The organism is Nocardia fusca NBRC 14340, from assembly GCF_001618425.1.
In the GTDB taxonomy this organism is placed as follows: Bacteria; Actinomycetota; Actinomycetes; order Mycobacteriales; family Mycobacteriaceae; genus Nocardia; species Nocardia fusca.
In genome coordinates this window covers 309,977-333,387 of the sequence record NZ_BDCU01000008.1, presented here as the reverse complement: position 1 = coordinate 333,387, position 23,411 = coordinate 309,977, and the positions used below count along the sequence as shown (strand labels likewise).

Here is a 23,411-nt window from a genome sequence, read left to right as displayed (position 1 = left end):
ATGCGGGTTGCGTGGGCATTCGATGTCCGGGTCGCATGTTGATTCATCCGTGGAAGGCCGCACCCTCTCGGCGCCGAGTTCGGCGAGGCCCACAAAGGTCGAGGCCCGTCCCGCCGTTCAGCGCCCGAAGTGCCATGCGCGAAGCGCGAGTCTCGGGCGCTGAACGACGGGACCGAGGGGGCCTCGACCCCGCGACGCCGGAGGCGGCGCCGATAAACACTGCTCTAGTATTGCGTAGTGTCTCCGGCCGATCGTGCGAACAGTAGACGCCGCCAGCCGCGGCGTCGTGGTTCGGCCGGTGGTGCGGCGAAACCTCGTATGCGTACCGTGCGGGAGACTTCGGCCGGGGGTTTGGTGGTCGAAGGGCTGGACGGTCCGCCGGAGGCGCGCTGTGCCGCTTTGATCGGCCGTACCGACCGGCGTGGCCGACTGCTATGGTCGCTGCCCAAAGGACATATCGAAGAGGGCGAATCCTCGGAACAAACGGCGATCCGGGAGGTCGCCGAGGAGACCGGTATCCAGGGTGTCGTGGTCGCCGAATTGGGCAGTATCGATTACTGGTTCGTCACCGAGGGTCGGCGGGTACACAAAACGGTGCATCATTTTCTGCTGCGTTCGGTCGGTGGCGAATTGTCCGACGCGGATGTCGAGGTCACCCAGGTGGACTGGGTACCGCTGAGCGAATTGAACTCGAGGCTGGCCTACGCGGATGAGCGGAGGCTGGCCGAGGTGGCGAACCGCCTGATCGACCGGATGGAGACCGGCAAGCGATGACGCGTGGACTGAGTCGGATCATGCTCGTGATCCTGACCATCCTCGGTTCGGCGGCGCTGCCCGCGCTGCTCGGATCCCCGGCTCAGGCCCAGCCCACGGGGTCGGCCGAGGACACCTCGATGCCGCAGTTCTTGAAGTTGTCCCTCGATTCGGTGAGTCCGGGCACCGTCACCGCGCAGAGTGAGCCGGTGCTCACGGTGGCGGGCACGGTCACCAATATCGGTGACCGCGGGGTCGACGAGGTGGCCGTGCGGGTGCAGCGGGCGCGGCCGGTATCGGACCCCAGCGAGTTGCGTACGGCGCTGAAGCTGGATCAGGTGAACTACGAGCTTCCGACGCCTTTCCAGGATGTCGCGGTGCGGCTGGAACCCGGACAGCGCCAGCAGTTCACCATGTCCGTCCCGCTGCGGGACGCGTCGGGGACTTCGCTGAACATCACCGAACCGGGTGTGTACCCGCTGCTGCTGAACGTGAACGGGACTCCCGACTACGGTGGCCAGGCACGATTGGACGATGCGCGGTTCCTGTTGCCGGTGCTGGGGTTGCCGGCGGCCGCGGACGGGAGCGCTCCGCCGCTGCCCGCGCCCGCCGCACCGCCGGTGCAGACCACCCTCCTGTGGCCGCTGGCCGATCGCCCCCGCATGGTGGCGGGGCAGACCGGCGACCTGGATCGTGAGGTCGAGCTGACCGACGACGAGCTGGCCGCGTCGGTGAGCCGCGGCGGCCGGTTGGACGAGCTGGTGGGCGCCTTGGAGTCGGTTTTCGGTGACGATCGGGCGGCCGACGGGCCGTCTTCGGCGGTCTGCCTGGCGATCGATCCCGATCTGCTGCTCACCGTGCAGGCCATGACCAGCGATTACCGAGTGCTGGCCAGTCCGTCCGATCCGGACGGCGCGACGCGTCCGGGTTCGGGGACCGAATCCGCGAAAGCCTGGCTGGATCGGTTGCGGAATCTGGCGTCGTCGATGTGCACGGTGGCGCTGCCCTTCGCCCAGGTCGATATCGCGGCGCTCGCGGCGGCCGCCGACCCCGCGCTCACCGCGCGGGCGCTGGATGCGCCGGCGACGATCGTCGATTCCATCCTGAACACCCGATCCGTTCGCGGTGTGAGCCTGCCCGACTCCAGCAGTCTGGACCAGGGCGCGGCGCAGCTCCTGAAGAACCAGGGCTTCGGGACCGCGGTGCTGGCCGCCAACGCGGTGGCGCCCGAGGGCGGTGCCGGCGACCCGTACGCGTCGGTCCCCGATCTGGTACGGCTGCCCGGTGTACCGGGCGCGGTTCCACCGCCCGCGCCGGCTCCCGAGTCCGGCGACACCCCCGATGCGGTACCCGCCGGTGACACCGCCGACGACGCTGCGCAGCCGGATCCCGGCACGCCGGCACAGACCCCGGCGGGCGCCGCACCGGCGCAGCCGGGCGGTGGCGGTTCCTCGACGGCCGATCCGGCGCTGCGCGTGGCGACCTTCGACATCTGGCCCGCGGCCGCGCTGGCGGGCGTCGGATCCAATCCGCCCACCCCGGCCTATGTACCGGAAGCGGCGCGATACGCGGTGACCAACGATTCCCGGACCGCGCGGCTGCAGGATGCGCTCGGGGCGGTGTCCTGGCGGGCACTGCAGACCGATCCGGGCCGGCCGCGATCGCAGTTGATCGTGCCGCCGCAGCAGTGGGGCGCGAACCGGGACGAGGCCGCCGCGCTGCTGCGCCAGCTCGACCTGCTGGTCGAGAACAAACTGGTCGATCCCCGGCCGTTCGACGATCTCGTCGGTCAGGCGCCCGATCCTGTCCCGTATCAGCTGGCCCCGCTACCGGAGGCGGCCGCGGAGGCGGTGCCGGTCCATTTCGCGACCCCCGCCCGCGACCAGTCGCATCGCATCTCGCAGCTGCTGCAGGCAATGGTGGAGGTGCCCGAGGCGGCGCCGACCCCGCGCGCCTATCTCGATCCGCTGCGCGACGATCTGGTGCGCGCGCTGTCGCTGTCCGATCGGCGCGGTGGTCCCACCGCGCAGGCCGAGGTCTTCGCTGCGCGACGGATCGAGAAGGCGACATCGACGGTCGACGAGATCTTCCGGTCGGTATCGGTGCTGCCGCCCGGCGGGGTGTACACACTGGCCTCCGAGTCGAGTCCGCTCCTGCTGGTCGCCCGCAACGATCTGCCCGTTTCGGTGCGGATCAGGTTCCGGATCGACGCACCGGCGGAAACCAAGATCACCGATATCGGTGAGCAGTTGCTGCCGCCGCGTGGTACCCGGTCGTTCCAGATCCCGACCGAGGTCAGTGACAGCCGCAAACTCGTGGTGCCGATCTCGCTGAGCACCCCGGAGGGGGTGCCGCTGGGCTACGCCACCTCGATCTCGGTGCGATCCAACGCCTACGGCCAGATTCTGGCGATCATCACCGCATGCGCGGCCGCCCTGCTGTTCCTGCTGGCCGGGCGCCGGTTGTGGCGGCGTTTCCACGGCAAACGCGATCCCGCCGACAAAGGTATCGATCCCGGGTTGCGGCAGCGGGTCGTCCGGTTGGGCCGGGCGCGTCGGCGTGGACGGGGCAGCTCCGGACCACAGGTGAGCGAGGCGGCCCGGGAGGCGAGGCGCCGGACGGCCCGCGGCCGGGAACGGGTGTAGCGGGCGATTCCCCCGCCGACGGGACGGAGACCGGGGCAGTTTCCCGAGGATCTCGTGTGCCGCGTGCTGCGCGGCCGCTGCATGTTCATCGGCCGGCTCCGGCGCTCTCCCGGCCAGGTGCGCTGCACACGGCCGGGAGAGGGTGACCCGGACCCACGACCCATGGAAGATGGAGGGGTGCGCACCGGCTGCCCGGGTTCACCCGGGTGCCGGTGCGTAGTCGGACGCATTACGGCCCGTTCGTCGCGCGCGAACGCCGAGACAATGTGTTCGACGCGACACAGGGGACAACCGCCGCGCGGGTTCCGGGCGATACAGGAGGCATGATGAGCGACGATGAATCCTCCGCTCATCGGCAGCAGCCCGGTCGACAACCCGACGGTCCACGAGCCCGCCGGTCCCCCAGCGCACCGTGGGAGCGAGCACCTCGGTCTCCCGGCTCGGAGACGGATATGACCGGACATCCCGGCGATCCGGAACTGGACCGCGACCGCCCCGGCGCGTTCCGGGAGCCGCCACCGCAGATGCGCCGGCCCGAGCGTCCCGGCCCTCCGGCGGATCGATCCGTCCCGCCCGGCCCGCGTCCGGGACCGGGGCCTCGCCCCGGACCGCATCCGGGGGAGGACCGCTATGCCCCCAACCGGCCGCAGCAGCCGGATCCACGCGTGCCCCGGAACCAGCCGCCCGGGCGGCCCACGAATCCGCCGCCGAGGTCCCGCCCGGCCGTACCCCCCGACCAGCGCTCCGGACCACCGTCGGGTGCCCGTCCGGCGGTCCCGCCCGAGCAACGGTCCGCGCCACCGTCGGGTGCCCGTCCGGCCGTCCCACCCGACCAGCGGTCCGCGCCACGATCGGGTGCCCGCCCGGCCGTTACCCCCGAGCAACGGTCCACACCCCCGGGGCCCGCGCAGGCCGCCGTACCGCCGATGCGAGGTGGCCGCCCGCAGCCGCCCCCGGGCCGGTCACCCATGCCCGGTCCGGGCCGGCCGCCGGCACCCGGTGCCCGCCCGCCGGCCCAGGGACGACCCGACGACGGCCGTCCTCCCCAACGCCCCCGACCCGACGGTGCCCCCGCCGCGGGCCCGTCCTCCGAACCGTTCCCCGCGCAACGGATGCGGCCGATGCAGCCACCACCCGCCGGTGGTCCGCCACCGGGTCGCACCGGCGCCCCGGATCGGCCGCCGATGCCTCCCCAGGCCAGGCCGCAGGCACCGGACTCGCAGCCCCGGGTGCGTAACCGGCCCGCGCCGCAGCAGCCGGCGCCCGCGCCACGCCAGGGGCCGGCCTCCCAGCCGTTCCGCCGGGTACCGCCGGGCCGGGAACCCGCGCCGGCTTCCGCTACCGCGGTTCCCGCGCACAACCGGCCGGACACGGGCCGGATGGCCGCGGTCGCCGTCGCGGAGAAACCCGCCGCAGGCGCGTCCCCGGACAAGGCCGACAACAGTCAGGCCAAGCTCCTGAAGGATTCCGGGTCGATCGCGATCGCCACCCTGATCAGCCGTATCACCGGTTTCGGTAAACAGCTGCTGTTGCTGGCGGTACTGGGCCCGGCCATCGCCAGCTCGTTCACCTCGGCCAGCCTCATTCCGAACATGATCGCCGAACTGGTGCTGGGTGCGGTGCTGACGGCGATCGTGGTCCCGACGCTGGTCCGGGCCGAGCAGGAGGACTCCGACGGCGGCGCCGCCTTCATCCGGCGCCTGGTCACCGCGGCCTCGGTCATCCTCGGCACCGCCGCGCTGCTGGCCACCGCGGCCGCGCCGATTCTGGCCACCCATGTCTTCGTCTCGGCCGACGGCAAGGTCAACACCGCCCTCACCACGGCACTCACCTTCCTGCTCGTGCCCGCCGTGTTGTTCTACGGGTTGTCCGCCTTGTTCACCGCCGTCCTGAACACCCGGGGCGCGTTCAAACCGGGCGCCTGGGCGCCGGTACTCAACAATGTGGTGGTCCTGGTCGTATTGGGCCTGTACGCGCTGACGCCAGGGGAGATCACTCTGGACCCGGTGCGGATGAGCGACCCGAAGCTGCTCGTGCTGGGTTGCGGCGTAACTCTCGGCGTCATCGTGCAGGCCGTCAGCCTGCTACCCGCCATCCGCCGCCAGGGCATCGACCTGCGTCCGCTGTGGGGGATGGACAACCGCCTCAAACAGTTCGGCACGATGGCGGCCGCCATCATCCTGTACGTGCTGATCAGCCAGATCGGCGGCATCTTCGCGAACAATATCTCCTCGCAGGCCGACGAGGCGGGCCCGGCGATCTACCAGAACGCCTGGCTGCTGCTCCAGCTGCCCTACGGCGTCATCGGCGTAACCCTGCTCACCGCGATCATGCCCCGGCTGAGCCGCAACGCCGCCAACGACGACACCCCCGCGGTGGTCGACGATCTCTCGGCCGCCACCCGGCTGACCATGATCGCGCTGATCCCCATCGTCACCTTCCTGACGATCGCCGGGCCGCAGGTCGGCGACGCGCTGTTCGGCTACGCCCGGTTCGCCGAGGACGCCTCCCGGCTCGGTACCGCGGTGAGCTTCTCGGCGTTCACCCTGATCCCCTACTCGCTGGTGCTGATTCATCTGCGCGTGTTCTACGCCCGCGAACAGGCCTGGACACCCACCTGGATCATCCTCGGGATCACCACCATCAAGATCCTGTTCTCGGCGCTGGCCCCATTCATCGCCGAGAGCAGTCAGCAGGTGGTGATCGTGCTCGGCGTCGCGACCGGCCTCGGCTTCACCACCGGCGCGGTGATCGGCGGCTACCTGCTGCACCGCAGCCTGGGCGATCTGCGGATGGCCAATGTCGGGCGGACGGTCAGCCGGGTGCTACTGGCTTCGCTGGCCGGCGGTGCGGTCATGCTCATCGCGGACCGGGTCATGGGACTGGACCGGCTGACCGAATCACTCGGCGGTCCCGGATCGTTCATCCGGGTGGGTATCACCGCGATCGTCATGTTCGCGGTGGCATTCGGGCTGATGCGCCTGGCCGGTATCCCCGAGGTCGTCGCGATCACGGTGGCCGTCTCGCGCCGCCTCGGCATCACCCCGCCGGCCCCCGAGATCGACCTCGGACCCGCCGAGGAGGAATACGCCACCCGCGTTCTGCACCGGCCGGATCCGTACCTGGCGTACTCCGGCTTCGACTCGGCCATGGACGCGCAGAGCACCATGGTGCTGCCGGTGATCCGGCCGGACTCGGTTGAGCGCACCGGCGCGGGCCAGTTCCCGTACCCTGTTCGGCAGACGAGCACAAGAGGCAGGACCGCTGAAGTTGCGGCATACCAGGGCGAAGGAGGTCCGAGGGTGAGCGACGACGCGGTGGGCGAGCGCCCAGCCGCCGATTCTTCCTCGAATCCGGCGAGCGGTCGCATGTCCACCGATGTTCCCCCGGGGCAGACGGAACCGGGCGACCCGCACACCCAGCGCGGGGTCGGTGGACCGTCCGCGCACGATCCGGCGTACCCGGCGGAGCAGCGGGCAGAATCGGGGCCCTACCCCCACGACGACGAAACCGCGCGCTTCACGGGCGGATCGGATGACGGATACGAACCGGAAGAACCCGGCGAACACCTGTCGGAAGAGCAGCTGCACCAGACCGGTGCGACGGTCTCGGCCACCGACCCGGTCTACGACACCGGCATGATCCCGGTTCCGCCGATGACCCGGTCCAGCCGGGTTCAGCGCGGGCCCGAGCTCATTCCCGGTGCCTCGGTCGCCGGTGGCCGTTACCGGCTGCTGGCCGGGCACGGCGGGGCGCGTGGGCTGCGGTTCTGGCAGGCACTCGATATCAAACTCGACCGTGAGGTCGCGCTGACCTTCGTCGACGCCGATCAGAAGGCCGCCGGTAATTCCGGCCAGGACGGTCCGCAGGCGATCTTGTCCCGGACCCTGAGACTGGGCCGGATCAACTCTCCGGGTCTGGCCCGGGTGCTGGACGTGGTGCGCGGTAGTTCCGGCGGCATCGTGGTCGCCGAATGGACCCCGGGCCGTTCACTGCGCGAGATGGCCGAAACCGTCCCGTCGCCGATCGGTGCCGCGCGCGCCATCCGCGTCCTCGCCTCGGCCACCGAAATGGCCCACCGCAGCGGCGGAGCCCTGTCCATCGACCATCCGGACCGGATCCGCATCAGTGCGTCCGGCGATGCGGTGCTGGCCTTTCCCGGCACCCTGGGTGACGCGGATCCGCAGAGCGATGTTCGTGGTCTGGGCGCCATGCTGTACGCCCTCATGACCGCCCGCTGGCCGCTGCGCCAGGGCGGAACGATCGGTAACGCCGCGACGGTCGGCGGCCTGCCTCCGGCCGATTTCGGCCCCGACGGCACTCCGGTGGAACCCCGCCAGATCCGGCCCGAGGTCCCGTTCGAGATCTCCGCGGTGGCGGTACGGTCGCTGGAACCCGACAAGGGTGTCCGGACCGCCGCGACCATCCAGCATGTGCTGGAGCAGGCGTCGGTGGTGGACCAGAAGACCGATTTCATTCCGGTGCTGCGACTCGGGCAGCGGGCCCCGGCACCGGCCGACGAATCGCTGGCCGATCCGGAACTGCTCGCCGCCGAACGCGAGAAATCGCAGCGGATGATGTGGATCATGGTGGCCCTGGGCATCCTCACCGCCCTGGTCGTCGGCATCGTCATCTGGTGGCTGGTCAGCGTTTTCGCCCCGGGTGATTCCAGCGAGCCGCTCAACGAGCAGAAGGTCATCGGTCTCACCACCAGTCGCGCGCCGGATGCCTCGGAGACATCGGCGGGTCCGTCGTCGGCTCCCGCCGCGGCCGACGGGGTGCCGGTGCCGGCCAGCGGAGTGGTCGTGTTCTCCCCGGAGGGCACCCCCGACGATCCGTCCGGCGCCGCCACCACCACGGACGGTGATCCCGCGACCTCCTGGCGCACCGACCAGTACTTCCAGCAGTTTCCGGCGCTGAAGAAGGGCGTCGGACTGCTGGCCACGCTGCCCAGTCCCGCGACGCTGACCAAGGTCTCGATAACCTCGTCCACTCCGGGAACCAGTGTCGAGATCCGCACCTCGCCCACCGAGGCGGCCACCCTCGATCAGACCCAGCTCGTCGGCACGGCCGTCCTGGGCGACGGGGTGACCGAGGTTCCGATCCAGACCGATCAATCGGCGCGCTACGTCCTCATCTGGGTTACCGGACTGGGTAATTCGGGGGCGCAGTTCCAGAGCTCCATCGCCGAACTCGGGTTCGAAGCCGAACGCTGATCGATGCGTTCCGAGCGGCCCGCACGTGCACGTGTGCGGGCCGAGATCGGTTGCCGCCGAATCAATTGCCGGGATATGATCGCGCTCCGCGCTCTCAGCAGGGAGCCCGGCGGGATCAGGGGTTCGATTCCGCACGCTGCCCACCGCAGTGATTGTCGGTACCGGATCACCGGCTGTCGTCGCTGCCGTGAGCGCTGTCCAAGGGGTTGGCTATTGGCGTCCGAAGTGAACGCGGGGGGTCGTGCCGGGACACGAGCCGCTGCGGTGGGAACAGGGGGATCCCACCTGGATACGACAACCGATACAGATCTGCTGCGGGCCCACGCGAACGGTGCACCGCATGCTTTCGCCGAACTGATCCGCAGGCACAACGATCATCTGTGGCAGACCGCGGTACGCGTCTGCTACACCCCGGAGGACGCGGCCGACGCCCTGCAGGAGGCGCTGCTGTCCGCACACCGCAACGCGGCTTCCTTCCGGGCGGAATCCGGGGTGCGCACCTGGCTGCACCGCATCGTGGTGAACGCCTGCCTCGACCGGATCCGCCGCAACCGCGCGCGGCCCACGCTGTTCCTGGCGCCGGAGGTATGGCCCGAGATCTCCGACGACACCGACGATTACAGCCGGGTCGATATCTCGCTGGTGCTCGAACGCGCGCTTTTCCGGCTTCCACCGGACCAGCGGGCCGCGGTCGTCGCGGTCGACGTGGAAGGGTACAGCGTCGCGGACGCCGCGGAACTGCTCGGTGTTCCGGTGGGCACAGTCAAGAGCAGATGCGCGCGGGCCCGGCAGCGCCTGAAGACCGAACTGGATTCTCTGCACGTGGAGAGGAACCAGATGTAGTGCCCTCGCGTCAGTACCAGTGACACATTTTTCCTCCCGAACGGTATGTACCCGAGGGAGTACAGAAAACCGGCCGCAGGAATCGGTATCCGAGTCAGATGGACGCAGCAGCATTGGAGGTGTGCAGGTCATGAGCCCCATTCCGCAACCTCCTTTCCCGGCGGAGTTGCTCGCCGATCTGCACGCCGGAAATATCGATCCGGAGCTCAGTGCTCACCTGTGGCCCGCGGTACAGCGCGACCCGGACGCGAAACGCTATCTCGACTCGCTGGACGAGCTCCGCGGGTCGCTGGCGGCCCTGGGCACCTCCGAGCGGATCACCCGTCCGATCCCCGGTGATATCGCCGCCCGCCTGGACGCACTGGCCGAATCGCTGGGCCGGCCGGGAGGCGACTCCGGAACCGATACCGCGTGGACCGGGCTCGCCGATCCACCGAACGATTCACCACCGGACCCTTCCGATATCCCGCCACCGGCATTCGGTTCCACGCTCCCAGCACACGACGAGACCGGTCCCGGAGCACCTTTCGAGCCCGCGGGCCTCGCCGCGCCCGTCTCCCTGGACGCCCGCCGCAGGCGGCGTCGGCTCGCGGCGGGGCTCGCCGCCGCGGCAGTAATCGTGGTCGCCATCGGTGCCGCGTTCGTCGCCGCCGGTGGTTCCGACAGGGAGACCGCCCCCACGGCGGCCCCACCGCCCTCCGCGAGCATCGAACCGGACTCCGGGCTCGATACCGCGGTGGCGCTGCGCGCGCTCGGCCGCAACGACGCCGGCGGTCACCTCGCCGATCCCGCCGCACTCACGGCCTGCGTACAGGCCGCCGGAATAGATCGTCCGGTGCTGGGGTCGGCCGATATGGATTTCCACGGCCGCGAAGCGGTCCTCATCCTGGTCGGGGGCCGCAACGGAGCGCAGATCACCGCCGTGGTGGTCGGTCCCGGCTGCGCCCCCGGTAACCCCGATGTCCTCGCCACAACCGATATCGGCTAGGCATCTCCCCGGCCTGCGCTGCGGGCCGCCCGGGACCTGCGGTCGGCCCGTGCCCGACGGCACCAGCCGGGCGCGGGGGACCGGGAACAAAGCGCGTCTACCCTGTTGTTGACCGAATCGTCCCCGCTAGCTTTTCTGGAAGGGTCCCATGAGCACGCCAGTTCGCGACCTGATCATCGTCGGCTCCGGACCGGCCGGTTACACCGCCGCCGTGTACGCCGCCCGCGCCGAACTCCAGCCGCTGGTGTTCGAGGGCACCCAATTCGGCGGCGCGCTGATGACCACCACCGAGGTGGAGAACTTCCCCGGTTTCCGCGACGGCATCATGGGCCCCGATCTCATGGAACAGATGCGTGAGCAGGCCAAACGCTTCGGTGCCGATATCCGCACCGAAGATGTGGACGCGATCGACCTGAGCGGCCCGGTGAAGAAGATCACCGTGGGCGACGATGTGTACGAAGCGCACGCGGTGATCCTCGCCATGGGTTCGGCCGCCCGCTACCTCGACGTCCCCGGCGAGCAGGATCTGCTCGGCCGCGGCGTGAGCGCGTGCGCCACCTGCGACGGCTTCTTCTTCAAGGGCCAGGACATCGTGGTGGTCGGCGGCGGCGACTCGGCGATGGAAGAGGCGATCTTCCTCACCAAATTCGCCGCCAGCGTCACCGTGGTGCACCGGCGCGAAGAGTTCCGCGCCTCGCGCATCATGCTCGAACGCGCCAAGTCCAACGAGAAGATCCGCTTCCATCTCAACGCCGAAGTCGTCCGGGTACACGGCAAGACCAGCGTCACCTCACTGACCCTGCGTGACACCCGCACCGGCGAAACTTCCGAACTCGCCGCCACCGGCCTGTTCGTGGCGATCGGCCATGATCCGCGCAGTGAACTCGTCCGCGGCCAGGTCGATCTGAACGCCGAGGGATACGTGCAGGTGCGTGAGCCGGGCACCCAGACCACCGTCGAGGGCGTCTTCGCCGCCGGCGACCTGGTCGACCACACCTATATGCAGGCGATCACCGCCGCCGGCACAGGCTGCCGCGCCGCCATCGACGCCGAACGCTGGCTCGCCGAAAAGGGCGATATCACCAGCAATACGCTGCGGCACGCCGACCAGCCGGTCGACGTCGCCGTAGCGAACTGACCCGCGGGCGCGTCGCGCCTGGGAGATCAAGGAGAACACCCATGTCCGAAAGCACCAACACGGTCACCGTCACCGACAAGTCGTTCGCCGACGACGTGCTGCTGAGCGAGAAGCCGGTGCTGGTCGATTTCTGGGCCACCTGGTGCGGGCCGTGCAAGATGGTCGCCCCGGTGCTGGAGGAGATCGCGGGTTCGCACGGCGAGAAACTCACGGTGGCCAAACTGGACATCGACGCCAACCCCGAGACCGCCCGCGATTATCAGGTGATGAGTATCCCGACTATGATCCTTTTTGCCGGTGGCAAGCCGGTGAAACAGATCGTCGGAGCCAAGGGCAAGGCCGCTCTCCTGCGGGAACTCGAAGACATGATCTGACGTCTCGAATACGCCAACAAGCGGCCGTGACGCGGCGACGCGCCGTAGTATGCCCTGACCAAGATTGTCGAATTCCGGTCCGGGTCTGACAGAATCGACCACGCTCCGTCGTGCGAGGGTGTAGGCCGTCGCATGAGTGGGTACCCGGGATTGACGGAAGGAAGGGCCCTCACGCATGCACCGACTTCGTCACGGCGACACCGGTCCAGCCGTAGCAGAGGTTCGGAGCACCCTGGCAAGTCTGGGGTTCCTGCACGCGCACAACGGCGTGGACACCGATAGCGCGGGCGAATACTGGAAAGACACCGAAGCCACCTTCGATTACCAGCTCGATTCCGCGGTGCGTGCGTTTCAGCAGCACCGCGGATTGCTGGTCGACGGCGTCGTCGGTCCGGCCACCTATCGGGCATTGAAAGAGGCGTCGTATCGGCTGGGCGCCCGCACCCTCATCTACCAGCTCTCCGCACCGCTCTACGGCGACGATGTGGCGACGCTACAGCGCCGGCTGCAGGATCTCGGGTTCTATGTGCACCGGGTGGACGGGTTCTTCGGTCCGCACACCCACGAGGGGTTGACCTCGTTCCAGCGCGAGATCGGCCTGTCGGCCGACGGTATCTGCGGTCCCGACACGCTGCGTTCGCTGGAACTGCTCGGTGCCCGGGTCACCGGCGGTAATCCGCACCGGATCGCCGAGGAGGAAGTGGTGCACCGGGCCGGGCCGCAGCTCACCGGTAAACGCATCGTCATCGATCCGGGCCTGGGTGGAGACGACCGTGGCCGGGCCGTGCCCACCGAATTCGGCGACGTGTACGAATCGGAGGTCCTGTGGGATCTGGCCAGCCGGCTGGAGGGCCGGATGGCGGCCACCGGGATGGAAACCTTCCTGTCCCGCCCGTGGGGGAGCAATCCGACCGATGTGGAACGCGCGGAAACCTCCAACGCCTTCGACGCGGATCTGATGATCTCGCTGCGGTGCGCGTCCAATTCCAGTCCCATGGCCAACGGTGTCGCCGGGTTCTACTTCGGTAATTCGCACGGGTCGGTCTCCATGATCGGGCAGGTCCTGGCCGGGTTCATCCAGCGCGAGGTGGTGGCCCGTACCTCGCTGCAGGACTGCCGCACTCATCCGCGTACCTGGGACCTGCTGCGTCTGACCAAGATGCCGACCGTTCAGGTCGATCTCGGCTATGTCACCAACCAGTACGATGCCTCGGTGCTGGCCAGTCCCCGGATGCGCGATGTCATCGCGGAAGCGATCCTGATCTCGGTGAAGCGCCTCTACCTGCTCGGGCAGGACGATCAGCCCACCGGCACATACACTTTCGCCGAACTGCTGGCCGAAGAACTCGCCGCCGCCGACAGCGGATAGCGAGTTCCCCGGCCGGCGGTTCTACAACGTGAGGACCCGGGTCGGCACGGTCATCGACGCGGCGGCCAGTAGCTGGTCGAGAGCGTGCTCGACATCTTCCTTCCAGCCGTGGTCGGAGTCGAGTTCGAGCCGCAACCGTGGAAAGCGATGGTGCGGCGCCACCACCTCGAATCCGACCTCCTCCAGGAAGTCGGATTCGATCATGCAGTTCTGGGGGCTGCAGTCCATGCTGGATCCGCGCGTACCGCGATCGGGGGCGCCGATCCGTTCCATCAGGCGCATGGTCCCGGTGGGCCGGTCGGACAGGGCGGTGCTCGACGGGGTCCCGCGGATACCGAACGCTTCCAGTGCGCGCACACCTCGCCGGACCAGGTCGGTGACCACGCCCTGCACCAGACGGTAGGCGATATCGCCATCCAGGTCGGGATACTCCGTACCGAGGGTGGTGAGCAGTATCGCGTCGGGGCTCACGGGGGAGGTGGGGAAGAGGCCGGCACGCGGAACGACCCGGGGCGGCGCGTAGAGGGCACAACCGACGGTTTTGTCGTCGACGGTAGCCAATTGGCCGCAGGAACCCCATTCGAGCATGACCGTCGAGATCCAGGCTTCCTTCTCGAACACCGGATCGCTGAATCCGCACGAGTCCGCGGCCACCGCGGGATCCATTTCCCAGAACACACAGCGGCGGGCATGAGCCGGTAGCCGGCTGATGCTCTCCAGGGTTAGTCCTGTGACGCTGGTCGACACCGCTCTGCTCAGCCTCCAGCTATCCGATTCGTCTACGCTCACGCCGCATCATAGTTTTCTCGACAGCCAGAATATGCGATCAAGCGAACCCGCCTCATTTCGCGTCACCGTGATCTTCGATTGATTCCCGTAGCCGCGCTCTGACCCCACGACCAGACGCTGTCACAGTGACGTTTCAGCTTCGAGGGAGAGGTTGCGCGGGCGACACGGCGGAAATTTCAGTTTTCGAGTGCTGTCTGCATCATCAGCTCGACAATTCGTTCCAGATCGTCCACCGATCCGAACTCGACCACGATCTTGCCCTTCCGTTTTCCGAGACTCACCGAAACCTTGGTATCGAACGATGTCGACAAGCGGTCGGCCACATCCTGTAGTCCAGGGGAGTGGATCGGCGGCCGCTTCGGCGCCGGAGGTTTGGGCGGCTCCTCCTCCCGGTTCGCCAGCTTCACCGCTTCCTCGGTGGAACGCACCGACAGCCCCTCGGCTACGATCCGGGCCGCAAGCACTTCCTGTGCATCGGCGCCACCCTCCAGACCGAGCAACGCGCGCGCATGCCCGGCGGAGAGCACGCCGGCCGCGACCCGGCGCTGCACCGGAATCGGTAGTTTCAGCAGCCGGATCATATTGGTCACCACCGGCCGGGACCGGCCGAGCCGGGTTGCCAGTTCCTCCTGGGTGACCCCGAACTCTTCGAGCAGCTGCTGATAGGCCGCTGCCTCTTCGAGTGGGTTCAGTTGAACGCGGTGGATATTCTCCAGCAGCGCGTCCCGGAGCATGGCATCGTCGTTGGTCTCACGAACGATGGCCGGGATGGTTTCCAGACCGGCCTGCTGGCATGCCCGCCAGCGCCGCTCACCCATGATGAGCTGATAGCGGCCACTGCCCGATTCGATTTCCCGAACCACGATCGGCTGCATCAGCCCGAATTCCCGGACCGAGTGGACGAGTTCCGCGAGGGCCTCGTCGTCGAAATACTGACGCGGCTGCTTGGGGTTCGCCTCGATCTTGTCCGGTGCTATCTCTCGATACACCGCGTCACCGGCCGAGGCCAGCTCCGGGACCTCCACGGGTTCCGGCACCTGATGAAGATAGGTGGATGCTGGGCGGGGCCCGGGATCCAGTCCGATCACCGCATTGGCCGCCTCGGTCCCCAGACCCGCCGCGACCGGCGCCGGTCCCGTCGGGATCAATGCCGCCAGACCGCGTCCCAGCCCACCCTTTTTCGACTGACTCACCGGCCTACCCTTTCCCTTGCCCGCGTCCACAACCACGCCCGATCACACTCGATCCATTCACTCCGCGCCATCCGCCGCCGCGGCGTACTTCACCGCACCACGTGCGGCGAGCTCCCGGCCGGCGTCCAGATAGCTCAAGGCACCGCGGGAGCCCGGATCATAATCCAGAACCGTCATCCCGTACCCGGGCGCCTCGGAGACCTTGACACTGCGCGGGATCACCGAGCGCAGCACCACATCGCCGAAGTGGCTGCGCACCTCCTCGGCGACCTGGTCCGCCAGCTTGGTGCGCCCGTCGTACATCGTGAGCACCACAGTCGATACGTGGAGGTCTGGGTTGAGATGCGACTGCACCAGGCCGATATTCCGGATCAACTGACCCACACCCTCCAGCGCGTAGTACTCGCACTGGATCGGAATCAGGACCTCACGCGCCGCGACCATCGCATTGATGGTGAGCAGACCGAGCGAAGGCGGGCAATCTATCAGGACGTAGTCGATGTCGTAGCCGGCGATATTGGCTTCCTGAATGGCTCCCTTGAGCCGAGCTTCGCGGGCCACCATGGAGACCAGTTCGATCTCGGCCCCGGCCAGATCGATCGTCGCCGGAATGCAGAGGAGATTATCGCTGTGCGGGCTCTGCTGGATCGCATCCTGAACCTTGATCTCACCGATCAGCAGTTCGTATGTGGACGGGATACCCGAATGATGCTCGACCCCCAGCGCAGTACTGGCGTTGCCCTGCGGATCGAGATCGATTACGAGCACCTTCATCCCATGGTGTGCCAGAGCTGCGGCCAGATTCACCGTCGTCGTGGTCTTACCCACCCCGCCCTTTTGGTTGGCCACGGTGATGATGCGTTGCTCATGCGGTTTCGGCACTGTCACCTTTCCTGGGTGCATTAGCTGGCTCGCGCGGTGCGCTTCGGCAGCAATCGGCGTCTCGGTGGGGGAGATATGCCCGTACGGCGTACTCCCGAAGGCTTCCGGGCCGATATTGCTGTTGTCCAGCATTCCCGGTACGCGCGATGTTTCCCGTGAAACATTCGCTGAACCGTTCGACATAGACCGCTCCTAACGCGAGAACTGCAAGTCACGTGGCCTGACGGACGCCGGCGCCGTGTCGTCGAAACAAGCCGTACTGGTTCGAATCATGCTCCACGACGACGACCTCGGCATCTGCGTGAGGACCGGACAGCTTCGCTGCGATGCCTGATCACGCGAAGCTACCTCCTCCGACGCTGACGCTCAGTCGCCAGTCGACCGAGCGGAGCTTTCGCCGCTGCAACACCAAGATTCCTACGTGGCACCGACGCTCACGCCCGACGCTCAATAGCTTGCCAGCCGCAGGCGCGATTAGAAAGCTGAATCGCGGCGACGCGCCCATGACACACACAATTTCCGGATTCCAAGGCATAACGACGGTCGCCGACGAGCTCGATCGCGATGTTTCACGGGAAACATCGGCCACGTGACACATCGATCTCTGAAGCCCTGCGGGGAACCGGGTTCCGGGGACAGCCACCGACTCCCCTTCATCAACCACCCGCGCAGCCTTTTACGTCACGCACTTCCGAACCCTGCGGGGGCGATCAGAAGGCCACGAAGGACCCGTCTCGGCGGTCAGCGCGTTGAGTGAATTCTCTACTGCGAGTGTCGGTTGCCAACCGAGTTGTCACAGTGACGGTTCGGTGGGTAGGTGGCGCCACACCCCCGGCCAGTCCGCGGAGCGCGCACCTGCGCTCTGTGCCCCTGTTCCTCGGCACCCAGTAACGGGCGTAGCTCACCATCGGGTGGTGTCCGCGTCCGTGGTGTCCGCACCTCGTGACCGCGACCGGCCTGGCTCGACCAGTGGCAGCCGGAGCGGCCTATCCCGTCCGACACCACTCACCAGGTTGGCCTGTCCGGCGTCAATTCGACCGGAGTCCCCTCGACCAGCGTCACTCGCCAAGGCACGGTTCGTCGGCTCGGCTCACCCGCGCGTGTGCGGCCTCAGCGTCACCCGCATTCGCAGCGGCACCGGCCGCACCCTGCGCGCATCACTTGCGGCCACCGCCGTGAGTCCGGCGGCGACGACGAGCGTCAGCAGGACGCGCGCGGCCCGGCCTTCCACCGCCGCGCCCACCGGGAACAGCGCGGCCTGCCCCGGGGACTGGCGGGCGCCGTCGAAGAGCACACCGCATACGAGGGTCGACCGTACTTCACCAGTGTTCTGCTCCACCGGGGCGAGCCGCAGCTCATCGGATACCCCGCCGCCGGACCGATAGGGGAGGGAAGTCTCGGGCTGTCACCGGAATAGCGGCTCCCCGAAGCGGCGCATGGTCTGGACAGGATCCACAGCCGAAACCATATGCTTCACCGTGGCGTAGGTAGCTACCCCGGTACCGCGGTACACCCTGTGCAGCAAGATCACTCCGGATCTATCCGAACAAAACACCGAACGAAACGGCCACGCCCACCACCGAGCAGTTTCATCACCCATTTGGCATTCCAACGGGACAGGAACTCGGCCGACCGTCGACCCCCGATCTCCGAATGCCCACAGTGCCGCCCTGTCCGATGCGGTTTACGGCCGACCCGCGCATCACCGATGGCCGGGAAAAACCGCCCGCACCTCCAGACCACTGAGTCGTATGGCCGGGAGATACCGCGTCGCCGCCTGCGCCACGATCTACCTCCAACAATCCGCGACGACATCACACCCGCACCAACCACTCACCTCGAGCGCGGCGGCTCGGATCGCCGACCGCGGAGCGCCAGATTTCGGCAGCACATCAACCCGACCGTCGAATGCCCTGTAGGTGCCGTTCGGCTTCACACCGATCCAACGGTTGAGCAGGTTCCCCGCGGCATCCGGAGCGGATCGGAGACACGCATCCGATGTTCCCCTTCGACCATGGGACCGGCCCGCCCCGACCACTTTCATCGCACCACAACGGAACCGGCCTGCCCGCGTCCCAAGGCCGCATCGCATCGGTCTCGATCTGCTGCTGCGGTTCCTGCACAATGTGCACCCGAAACTCACCGGCACACCCAGCGAACCGACCGGCGGCAGCGAATCCACCGCATCCAACTTGTTGACGCCGAGCGGCCTATTTCGATACCGACGCATCCCCTCATGCCGGCCCGCAAGGCCGAGCGGGACGGGGCAGCAGTGTGAGCCGAACCAGGCAGCGACGCGAGCCGAGCAGGGGGGCAGTCCGCGGGACGCACTGAAGCGGCCCTGGATCACCCATGGGCTGAGGTGACTGTCGCGGCGCAGCCAGAGCGAGGCCCGCTGCCCCAACTCACCCCGACCTCTCATCTCGCGTGCGGACAAGCGGAGACACAACTCGCATGGATCGACCCGACGATCCTGAGTGTTCGTGCACCTGGAAGGTCCGCGCATCAATCGGACGACGCCCCTCGAATTTCGCCCACCGACCTCGAGTGGGCGACTGCGCGAGACGAGGAAGTCGCCCGCGTGCTGCAACGAGTGGAGCCGGCACACCGACCCCGTTTCACGTGAAACCCGCACCGGCGCGTTCGACCGCACCGGGCAAGCCCGGCTGCTGGACCAACGGAAGATCAATCGCGGCCGCCTGCCCCACATCGGCCGATAACAGAATGCGAGCCGCACACCACAGCCCGACTACAACCGGCTGGACGAGCACCGAAACTCGGGGGAGGCGTAGCGGATCAATGGGGGCGGCAGGCGAGACGGTTACAAAATCCTCCGGTCCCAGTCGGCAGTTCTCAGGGTCCGGCTGCCGGTAGAGGCGAGCCGCAAGTCGACGATCGAACCACAACCACGCCAACCGGGATCGACGAGCGCGGCCCGCAGGACCCGCCAAGCGCATCGAAGATAACTCCGGGACTCCGGGACTCCGGGACTCCGGGACTCCGGGACTCCGGGACTCCGGGACGCAGGCAAGCGAATGTTTCACGGGAAACATTCGCCCGCCGCCAGAAGCGTGGCGAGTCCGCTCCTACCTCCGGCCGACCCGGCGCTCCGCCCGCACAGCGCGCTTGATCGACTTCTTCGGCGCGCGCTCCGAGCGGCGCAGCCGTTCCGCTGACAGCACCATGGTGGGGGTGGCGACTATCCCGGCGCCGCATTCCAGGACGGAGAAATTTCCGGCACCGGTGCGCTCCACCGCGACCCGGTCGCGTTCCAGCTCCTCGGCCACACTGGATCCTTTGAGGGCGAGCATATGGCCGTGCTCGCGGAGCAGTGGAATCGACCATTCGGCCAGCCGCGCCAGGGGAGCTACCGCCCGGGAGGTGACGACATCCGCGCCGCCTGCCTCTTGGATGACACCGGGCTGTTCGGCCCGGCCGCGGACCACGGTGATCGCGAGGCCGGCCGCGTCTATGAATTCCTTCAAGAAGACGGTGCGGCGGAGCAGCGGTTCCACGAGGACGATGCGGAGGTCCGGACGGGCCAATGCGAGGGGGATTCCGGGCAGACCCGCGCCGCTGCCGATATCGACCACGGATGCGCCGTCGCCGATGAGTTCGCCGACGACCGCACAGTTGAGGATGTGTCGCTCCCATAGGCGCGGCACCTCCCGCGGTCCGATCAATCCGCGCTCCACTCCGGCGGTAGCGAGTGCAGTCCAGTAGTCACGTGCCAACTCCAACCGAGCGCCGAAGACGATCTCCGCTTCGTCCGGCGGCAGCGATTCCGGTGGTCCGGCCTCCGAATCGCCGAGATCTGGTTTCACGTGAAACACCCTTCTGTGTGGTCCTGTCGACTCGTGGTCATGAGTATTCTCTACCGGCCCTCAACCGTAGTTGTCGCGACGCAGCGACGAGGGAGGTACCGCGAGACGGGTGAGGCCCGGGTCCACGGACCCGGGCCTCACCCGACCACTCAGCACCCGGCTACCGCACGGGCCGCGGTCTCACTCCGGTACGACAACCACTCGACGGTTCGGCTCGACGCCTTCGCTTTCGCTTGCGACACCGTCGATCGAGGCGACCGCGTCGTGCACGATCTTTCGCTCGAACGGAGTCATGGGGGCGAGTTCTTCGGGGGCACCGGTCTGCAGCACACGCTGCGCCGCCGCGGCGCCGAGCGCACTCAGGTCCGTGCGACGCTTGGCACGCCAGCCCGCCACATCGAGCATGAGCCGACTGCGGATACCGGTCGACTGCTGCACCGCGAGACGGGTGAGCTCCTGGAGCGCATCGAGCACCTCGCCGCTGTGGCCGACCAGTTTCGTCAGATCCTTACCACCGTCGATACTGACCACCGCGCGGTCGCCTTCGACGTCGAGATCGATATCGCCGTCGAAGTCGAGCACGTCGAGCAGCTGCTCGAGGTAGTCGGCGGCGATCTCACCCTCTTCGATGAGCGCCTCCTCGGCCTCGCTCACCGCGTCGTCGGACTCGGTCTCCACAACGGTCGTGGATACGGTGGCGTCTCCACCTTCGGTCTCGAGAGTCATGTGTTTCCTTTATCTGCTCGCCGGATCCCGGCCTGCCCCGGCCGGGATCACGATCACAAGGGGACTGGGGGAGTAGCTCAGCGCCGGCGCTTCTGATTCGGCCGGCCGCGGTTACCCGGTCGCTTCTGACCGCTCGACCGCCGCTGGCCCGACTGTTTACCGCCCGACTTGGCGGTCGGCTTCGTCGCTGCCGAACCGTTCGTTCCCGCCTCGCCGGCCTCCGCCGAATCGGAATCAACCGCACTGTCGGCTTTCACCGGCTTCTTCTTGGTGTCGACGGGCTTCGCGCCGGGCTTCGGCGCGTTCTCGGCCTGTTTCGCTGCTTTGGCCTGACGCTTGGCTTCTTCTTCCTTGGCCATCCGGCCGAAGACGAGATGCTGCTGGCCGTAGGTCCAGATGTTGTTGGAGACCCAGTAGAGCAGGATGGCGATCGGCAGGAAAGGACCACCGACGAGTACACCGAACGGGAACACCCACAGCGCCAGTTTGTTCATCAACGCGGCCTGCGGGTTGGCCGCGGCCTCGGCGCTCTGGCGGGCCACCGAGGCCCGCGCATTGAAGTGCGTGGCGATCGCGGCGATGATCATCAGCGGAATGGCGACCGCGGCGATGCCGACCTTGCTCGGGACGCCGCCGTAATCGGCGAAGGCCAGCAGCTCGTCGGCCGGCGCGGTGATGAACGCCGAGATCGGCGCGCCGAAGATACGGGCGCTCAGGAAGGACTGCACATCGTCGGCGTTGAAGACATAGTTCGGCGTGTGTGCGTTGGTGTACGGGTCCATACCGAGCTGACCGAAGCCGTGACCGGTCCGGTTGAACGAGCGCAGCACATGAAACAGACCGAGGAACACCGGCACTTGGGCCAGGATCGGCAGGCAGCCCATGAGCGGGTTGAAGCCGTGGTCCTTCTGGAGCTTCTGCATCTCCAGCGCCATCTTCTGGCGGTCGTTCTTGTATTTCTTCTGCAGCTCTTTGATCTGCGGCTGCAGTTCCTGCATCTGCTTGGTGGTACGAACCTGTCTCACGAACGGCCTGTAGAGCACCAAACGCAGCGTGAAGACGAGGAACACCACGGACAGAGCCCAAGAAAGGCCGTTGTCCGCCCCGAAGGCGAAGCCGAAGATCCGGTGCCAGAACCAGAGGATCCAGGACACCGGATAGTAGATGAAATCGAGCACGGCTCTATGCACTCCCGTCGGTAGTGTCACCGATCACCGCATGCGGTGATCCCTTACAAGCTTCGGTCCGCGGATCGTCGTGGTCGACGTTGCGCCGCCGCTCCGGTACGGGATCCCACCCACCAGGGTGCCAGGGGGCGCATTTGGCCAGTCGCACGGCCGTCAGTCCGAGGCCGATCACCAGCCCCCGGGTGCGGAGTGCGGTCACCGCGTACTCACTACAGGTGGGGGTGAACCGGCAGACCGGCATGCGAGTGGGGGAGACGTAGGTCCGGTACAGCTCGATCGAGAAGATCAGAATATTCGCGGGCCACCGGCGGACGGTCGCCGCGTACGCACCCAGCGCGGTCATCGTGACGTACCCCGGCCGGCCGTCACGGCCGATAGGACACCGAGCTTGCGCAATCCGCTGCGCAGCTGGCGGCTCAGCTCGCCGCTGCCGGCGGTCGCGGCGCCGGGAAGTGCGCGGATCACGATATCCACCTCGGCGGGGATGTCGGCGGTCAGTTCTGCACAGATATGACGCAGGCGGCGGGCCGTGCGGTGTCGTAGGACCGCGTTGCCCACCGCCTTGCTGACGATCAGCCCGAATCGCGGACCGCCGGAACGAACCGGCGCGTCAGGCGATGCCGGGTCGCCCTGATCGGCCAGCACATGGACGACCAGATCGCGATTTCCCGTGCGCCTGCCGCGCCGTACCGTTCGGGAGAAATCGGCACGGTGATGCAGCCGGTGCGGCTCAGGAAGCACCCGGACGCCCGAGGCTCGTCGAAGCCGCCGCTGCGGCGTAGCTACCGGCGGCGTGGGTTACGGGGTTCGGCGGACCCGGCATCGGACACCGAATTCGACGGGGAATCAGGCGGTGAGGGTGCCGCGGCCCTTACGGCGGCGCGCGGAAACGATAGCGCGGCCCGCACGGGTCCGCATCCGGAGACGGAAACCGTGGACGCGCGCCCGACGACGGTTGTTCGGCTGGAACGTCCGCTTGCCCTTGGCCACGGTCAACACTCCTCGAATTGGTGGGCGCCCTGCGGCACCCGAAGCTTTTCGGTGATTCTGGCGATGTCTACCCGGCGCCGCGGTCCTGGCGAACGGTCAGCACAGAACGGTCACCACGCCGGGGGGTGACTGTACGAGGGTACTTATCCAGTTCTACCGGGTCAAACTCGCCCCCGTCGTGGCGCTCCACGCGGGCACCCGGCGATCCGGCCACCCGGTCCGCGGTGGTGATGATCACCATGCGATCGTGGGGAAAGCACAGGGGTGCAGGTGGGGCGCTCACCGCCGACCCGCGCACAGCGCGGGACCGCGGGTGGTAGTCCGCCGAGATTGTCCCCACCTGTGGATAATTGTGTGGAAATACCCTGTGAATGGCATATTCGTAGGGCCGAAGGTGCCACGCCGCAGCCGGAAGTTCGGGGATTCCGGGCAGCGTCCCCGGGCCCGTATCCACGGGATACGGCAGATCGGTGGTGCGGACGTATGCGGTGTCA

At 67.7% G+C, this 23,411-nt stretch carries 18 protein-coding genes; 8 read left to right on the top strand and 10 right to left on the bottom strand.

Going from position 1 to position 23,411, the window contains the following annotated elements:
- Nucleotides 1-237: 237 nt before the first annotated feature.
- The 8 genes from NF4_RS02975 (at nucleotide 238) to NF4_RS02940 (ending at nucleotide 13,326) form a co-directional block, all read left to right on the top strand.
- Entirely contained in the window at nucleotides 238-774 is a 537-nt protein-coding gene (locus NF4_RS02975) for an NUDIX hydrolase (RefSeq protein ID WP_063125718.1), read from the top strand.
- Nucleotides 771-3,398: a DUF6049 family protein gene (locus NF4_RS02970; RefSeq protein ID WP_063814482.1), complete on the top strand. Its 2,628-nt coding sequence runs from the start codon at nucleotides 771-773 to the stop codon at nucleotides 3,396-3,398. The genes NF4_RS02975 and NF4_RS02970 overlap by 4 nt, the downstream gene beginning before the upstream one ends.
- Nucleotides 3,399-4,777: 1,379 nt before the next feature.
- Nucleotides 4,778-8,614 carry a murein biosynthesis integral membrane protein MurJ gene (locus tag NF4_RS02965; protein ID WP_063125717.1) on the top strand — a complete coding sequence of 1,279 codons (3,837 nt, stop codon included), beginning with the start codon at nucleotides 4,778-4,780 and terminating at the stop codon, nucleotides 8,612-8,614.
- Nucleotides 8,615-8,878: 264 nt separating this feature from the next.
- Nucleotides 8,879-9,457, top strand: coding sequence for an RNA polymerase sigma factor SigM (gene sigM, locus NF4_RS02960; protein WP_063125716.1), 579 nt, complete (start codon nucleotides 8,879-8,881; stop codon nucleotides 9,455-9,457).
- A 130-nt stretch (nucleotides 9,458-9,587) separates the two neighbouring features.
- A complete protein-coding gene (locus NF4_RS02955; RefSeq protein WP_157119901.1) occupies nucleotides 9,588-10,445 on the top strand; it encodes an RsmA family anti-sigma factor in 858 nt (285 codons plus the stop codon).
- Between the two features lie 148 nt (nucleotides 10,446-10,593).
- On the top strand, nucleotides 10,594-11,583 hold the full coding sequence (gene trxB, locus NF4_RS02950; protein ID WP_063125714.1) for a thioredoxin-disulfide reductase: 990 nt from the start codon (nucleotides 10,594-10,596) through the stop codon (nucleotides 11,581-11,583).
- A gap of 41 nt (nucleotides 11,584-11,624) precedes the next feature.
- Nucleotides 11,625-11,957 (top strand): thioredoxin, encoded by a 333-nt coding sequence (trxA, locus tag NF4_RS02945; RefSeq protein WP_063125713.1) that lies wholly within the window; start codon nucleotides 11,625-11,627, stop codon nucleotides 11,955-11,957.
- A gap of 175 nt (nucleotides 11,958-12,132) precedes the next feature.
- Nucleotides 12,133-13,326 (top strand): N-acetylmuramoyl-L-alanine amidase, encoded by a 1,194-nt coding sequence (locus tag NF4_RS02940; RefSeq protein WP_030524459.1) that lies wholly within the window; start codon nucleotides 12,133-12,135, stop codon nucleotides 13,324-13,326.
- A gap of 21 nt (nucleotides 13,327-13,347) precedes the next feature.
- Here the strand turns inward: NF4_RS02940 and NF4_RS02935 are convergent, their stop codons facing one another.
- From NF4_RS02935 to rpmH, 10 genes are all read right to left on the bottom strand, one after another.
- A complete protein-coding gene (locus NF4_RS02935; RefSeq protein WP_063125712.1) occupies nucleotides 13,348-14,073 on the bottom strand; it encodes a hypothetical protein in 726 nt (241 codons plus the stop codon).
- A gap of 218 nt (nucleotides 14,074-14,291) precedes the next feature.
- Entirely contained in the window at nucleotides 14,292-15,308 is a 1,017-nt protein-coding gene (locus NF4_RS02930; RefSeq protein ID WP_063125764.1) for a ParB/RepB/Spo0J family partition protein, read from the bottom strand.
- Between the two features lie 57 nt (nucleotides 15,309-15,365).
- Entirely contained in the window at nucleotides 15,366-16,322 is a 957-nt protein-coding gene (locus tag NF4_RS02925; protein WP_198165190.1) for a ParA family protein, read from the bottom strand.
- Nucleotides 16,323-17,280: 958 nt separating this feature from the next.
- A complete protein-coding gene (locus tag NF4_RS02920; RefSeq protein WP_063125710.1) occupies nucleotides 17,281-17,529 on the bottom strand; it encodes a hypothetical protein in 249 nt (82 codons plus the stop codon).
- Between the two features lie 1,747 nt (nucleotides 17,530-19,276).
- Nucleotides 19,277-20,023: a 16S rRNA (guanine(527)-N(7))-methyltransferase RsmG gene (rsmG, locus tag NF4_RS02910; protein ID WP_084532806.1), complete on the bottom strand. Its 747-nt coding sequence runs from the start codon at nucleotides 20,021-20,023 to the stop codon at nucleotides 19,277-19,279.
- 171 nt (nucleotides 20,024-20,194) lie between these two features.
- A complete protein-coding gene (locus tag NF4_RS02905) occupies nucleotides 20,195-20,740 on the bottom strand; it encodes a Jag family protein (RefSeq protein WP_063125708.1) in 546 nt (181 codons plus the stop codon).
- A 77-nt stretch (nucleotides 20,741-20,817) separates the two neighbouring features.
- Nucleotides 20,818-21,918, bottom strand: coding sequence for a membrane protein insertase YidC (yidC, locus tag NF4_RS02900; RefSeq protein ID WP_063125707.1), 1,101 nt, complete (start codon nucleotides 21,916-21,918; stop codon nucleotides 20,818-20,820).
- 4 nt (nucleotides 21,919-21,922) lie between these two features.
- Nucleotides 21,923-22,270, bottom strand: coding sequence for a membrane protein insertion efficiency factor YidD (yidD, locus tag NF4_RS02895; protein WP_063125706.1), 348 nt, complete (start codon nucleotides 22,268-22,270; stop codon nucleotides 21,923-21,925).
- The gene (gene rnpA / locus NF4_RS02890; protein WP_063125705.1) at nucleotides 22,267-22,668 is read right to left on the bottom strand and encodes a ribonuclease P protein component; all 402 of its coding nucleotides are present in this window, start codon (nucleotides 22,666-22,668) and stop codon (nucleotides 22,267-22,269) included. The genes yidD and rnpA overlap by 4 nt, the downstream gene beginning before the upstream one ends.
- Nucleotides 22,669-22,773: 105 nt before the next feature.
- Nucleotides 22,774-22,917: a 50S ribosomal protein L34 gene (gene rpmH, locus NF4_RS36230; RefSeq protein ID WP_058854877.1), complete on the bottom strand. Its 144-nt coding sequence runs from the start codon at nucleotides 22,915-22,917 to the stop codon at nucleotides 22,774-22,776.
- Between the last annotated feature and the right edge of the window lie 494 nt (nucleotides 22,918-23,411).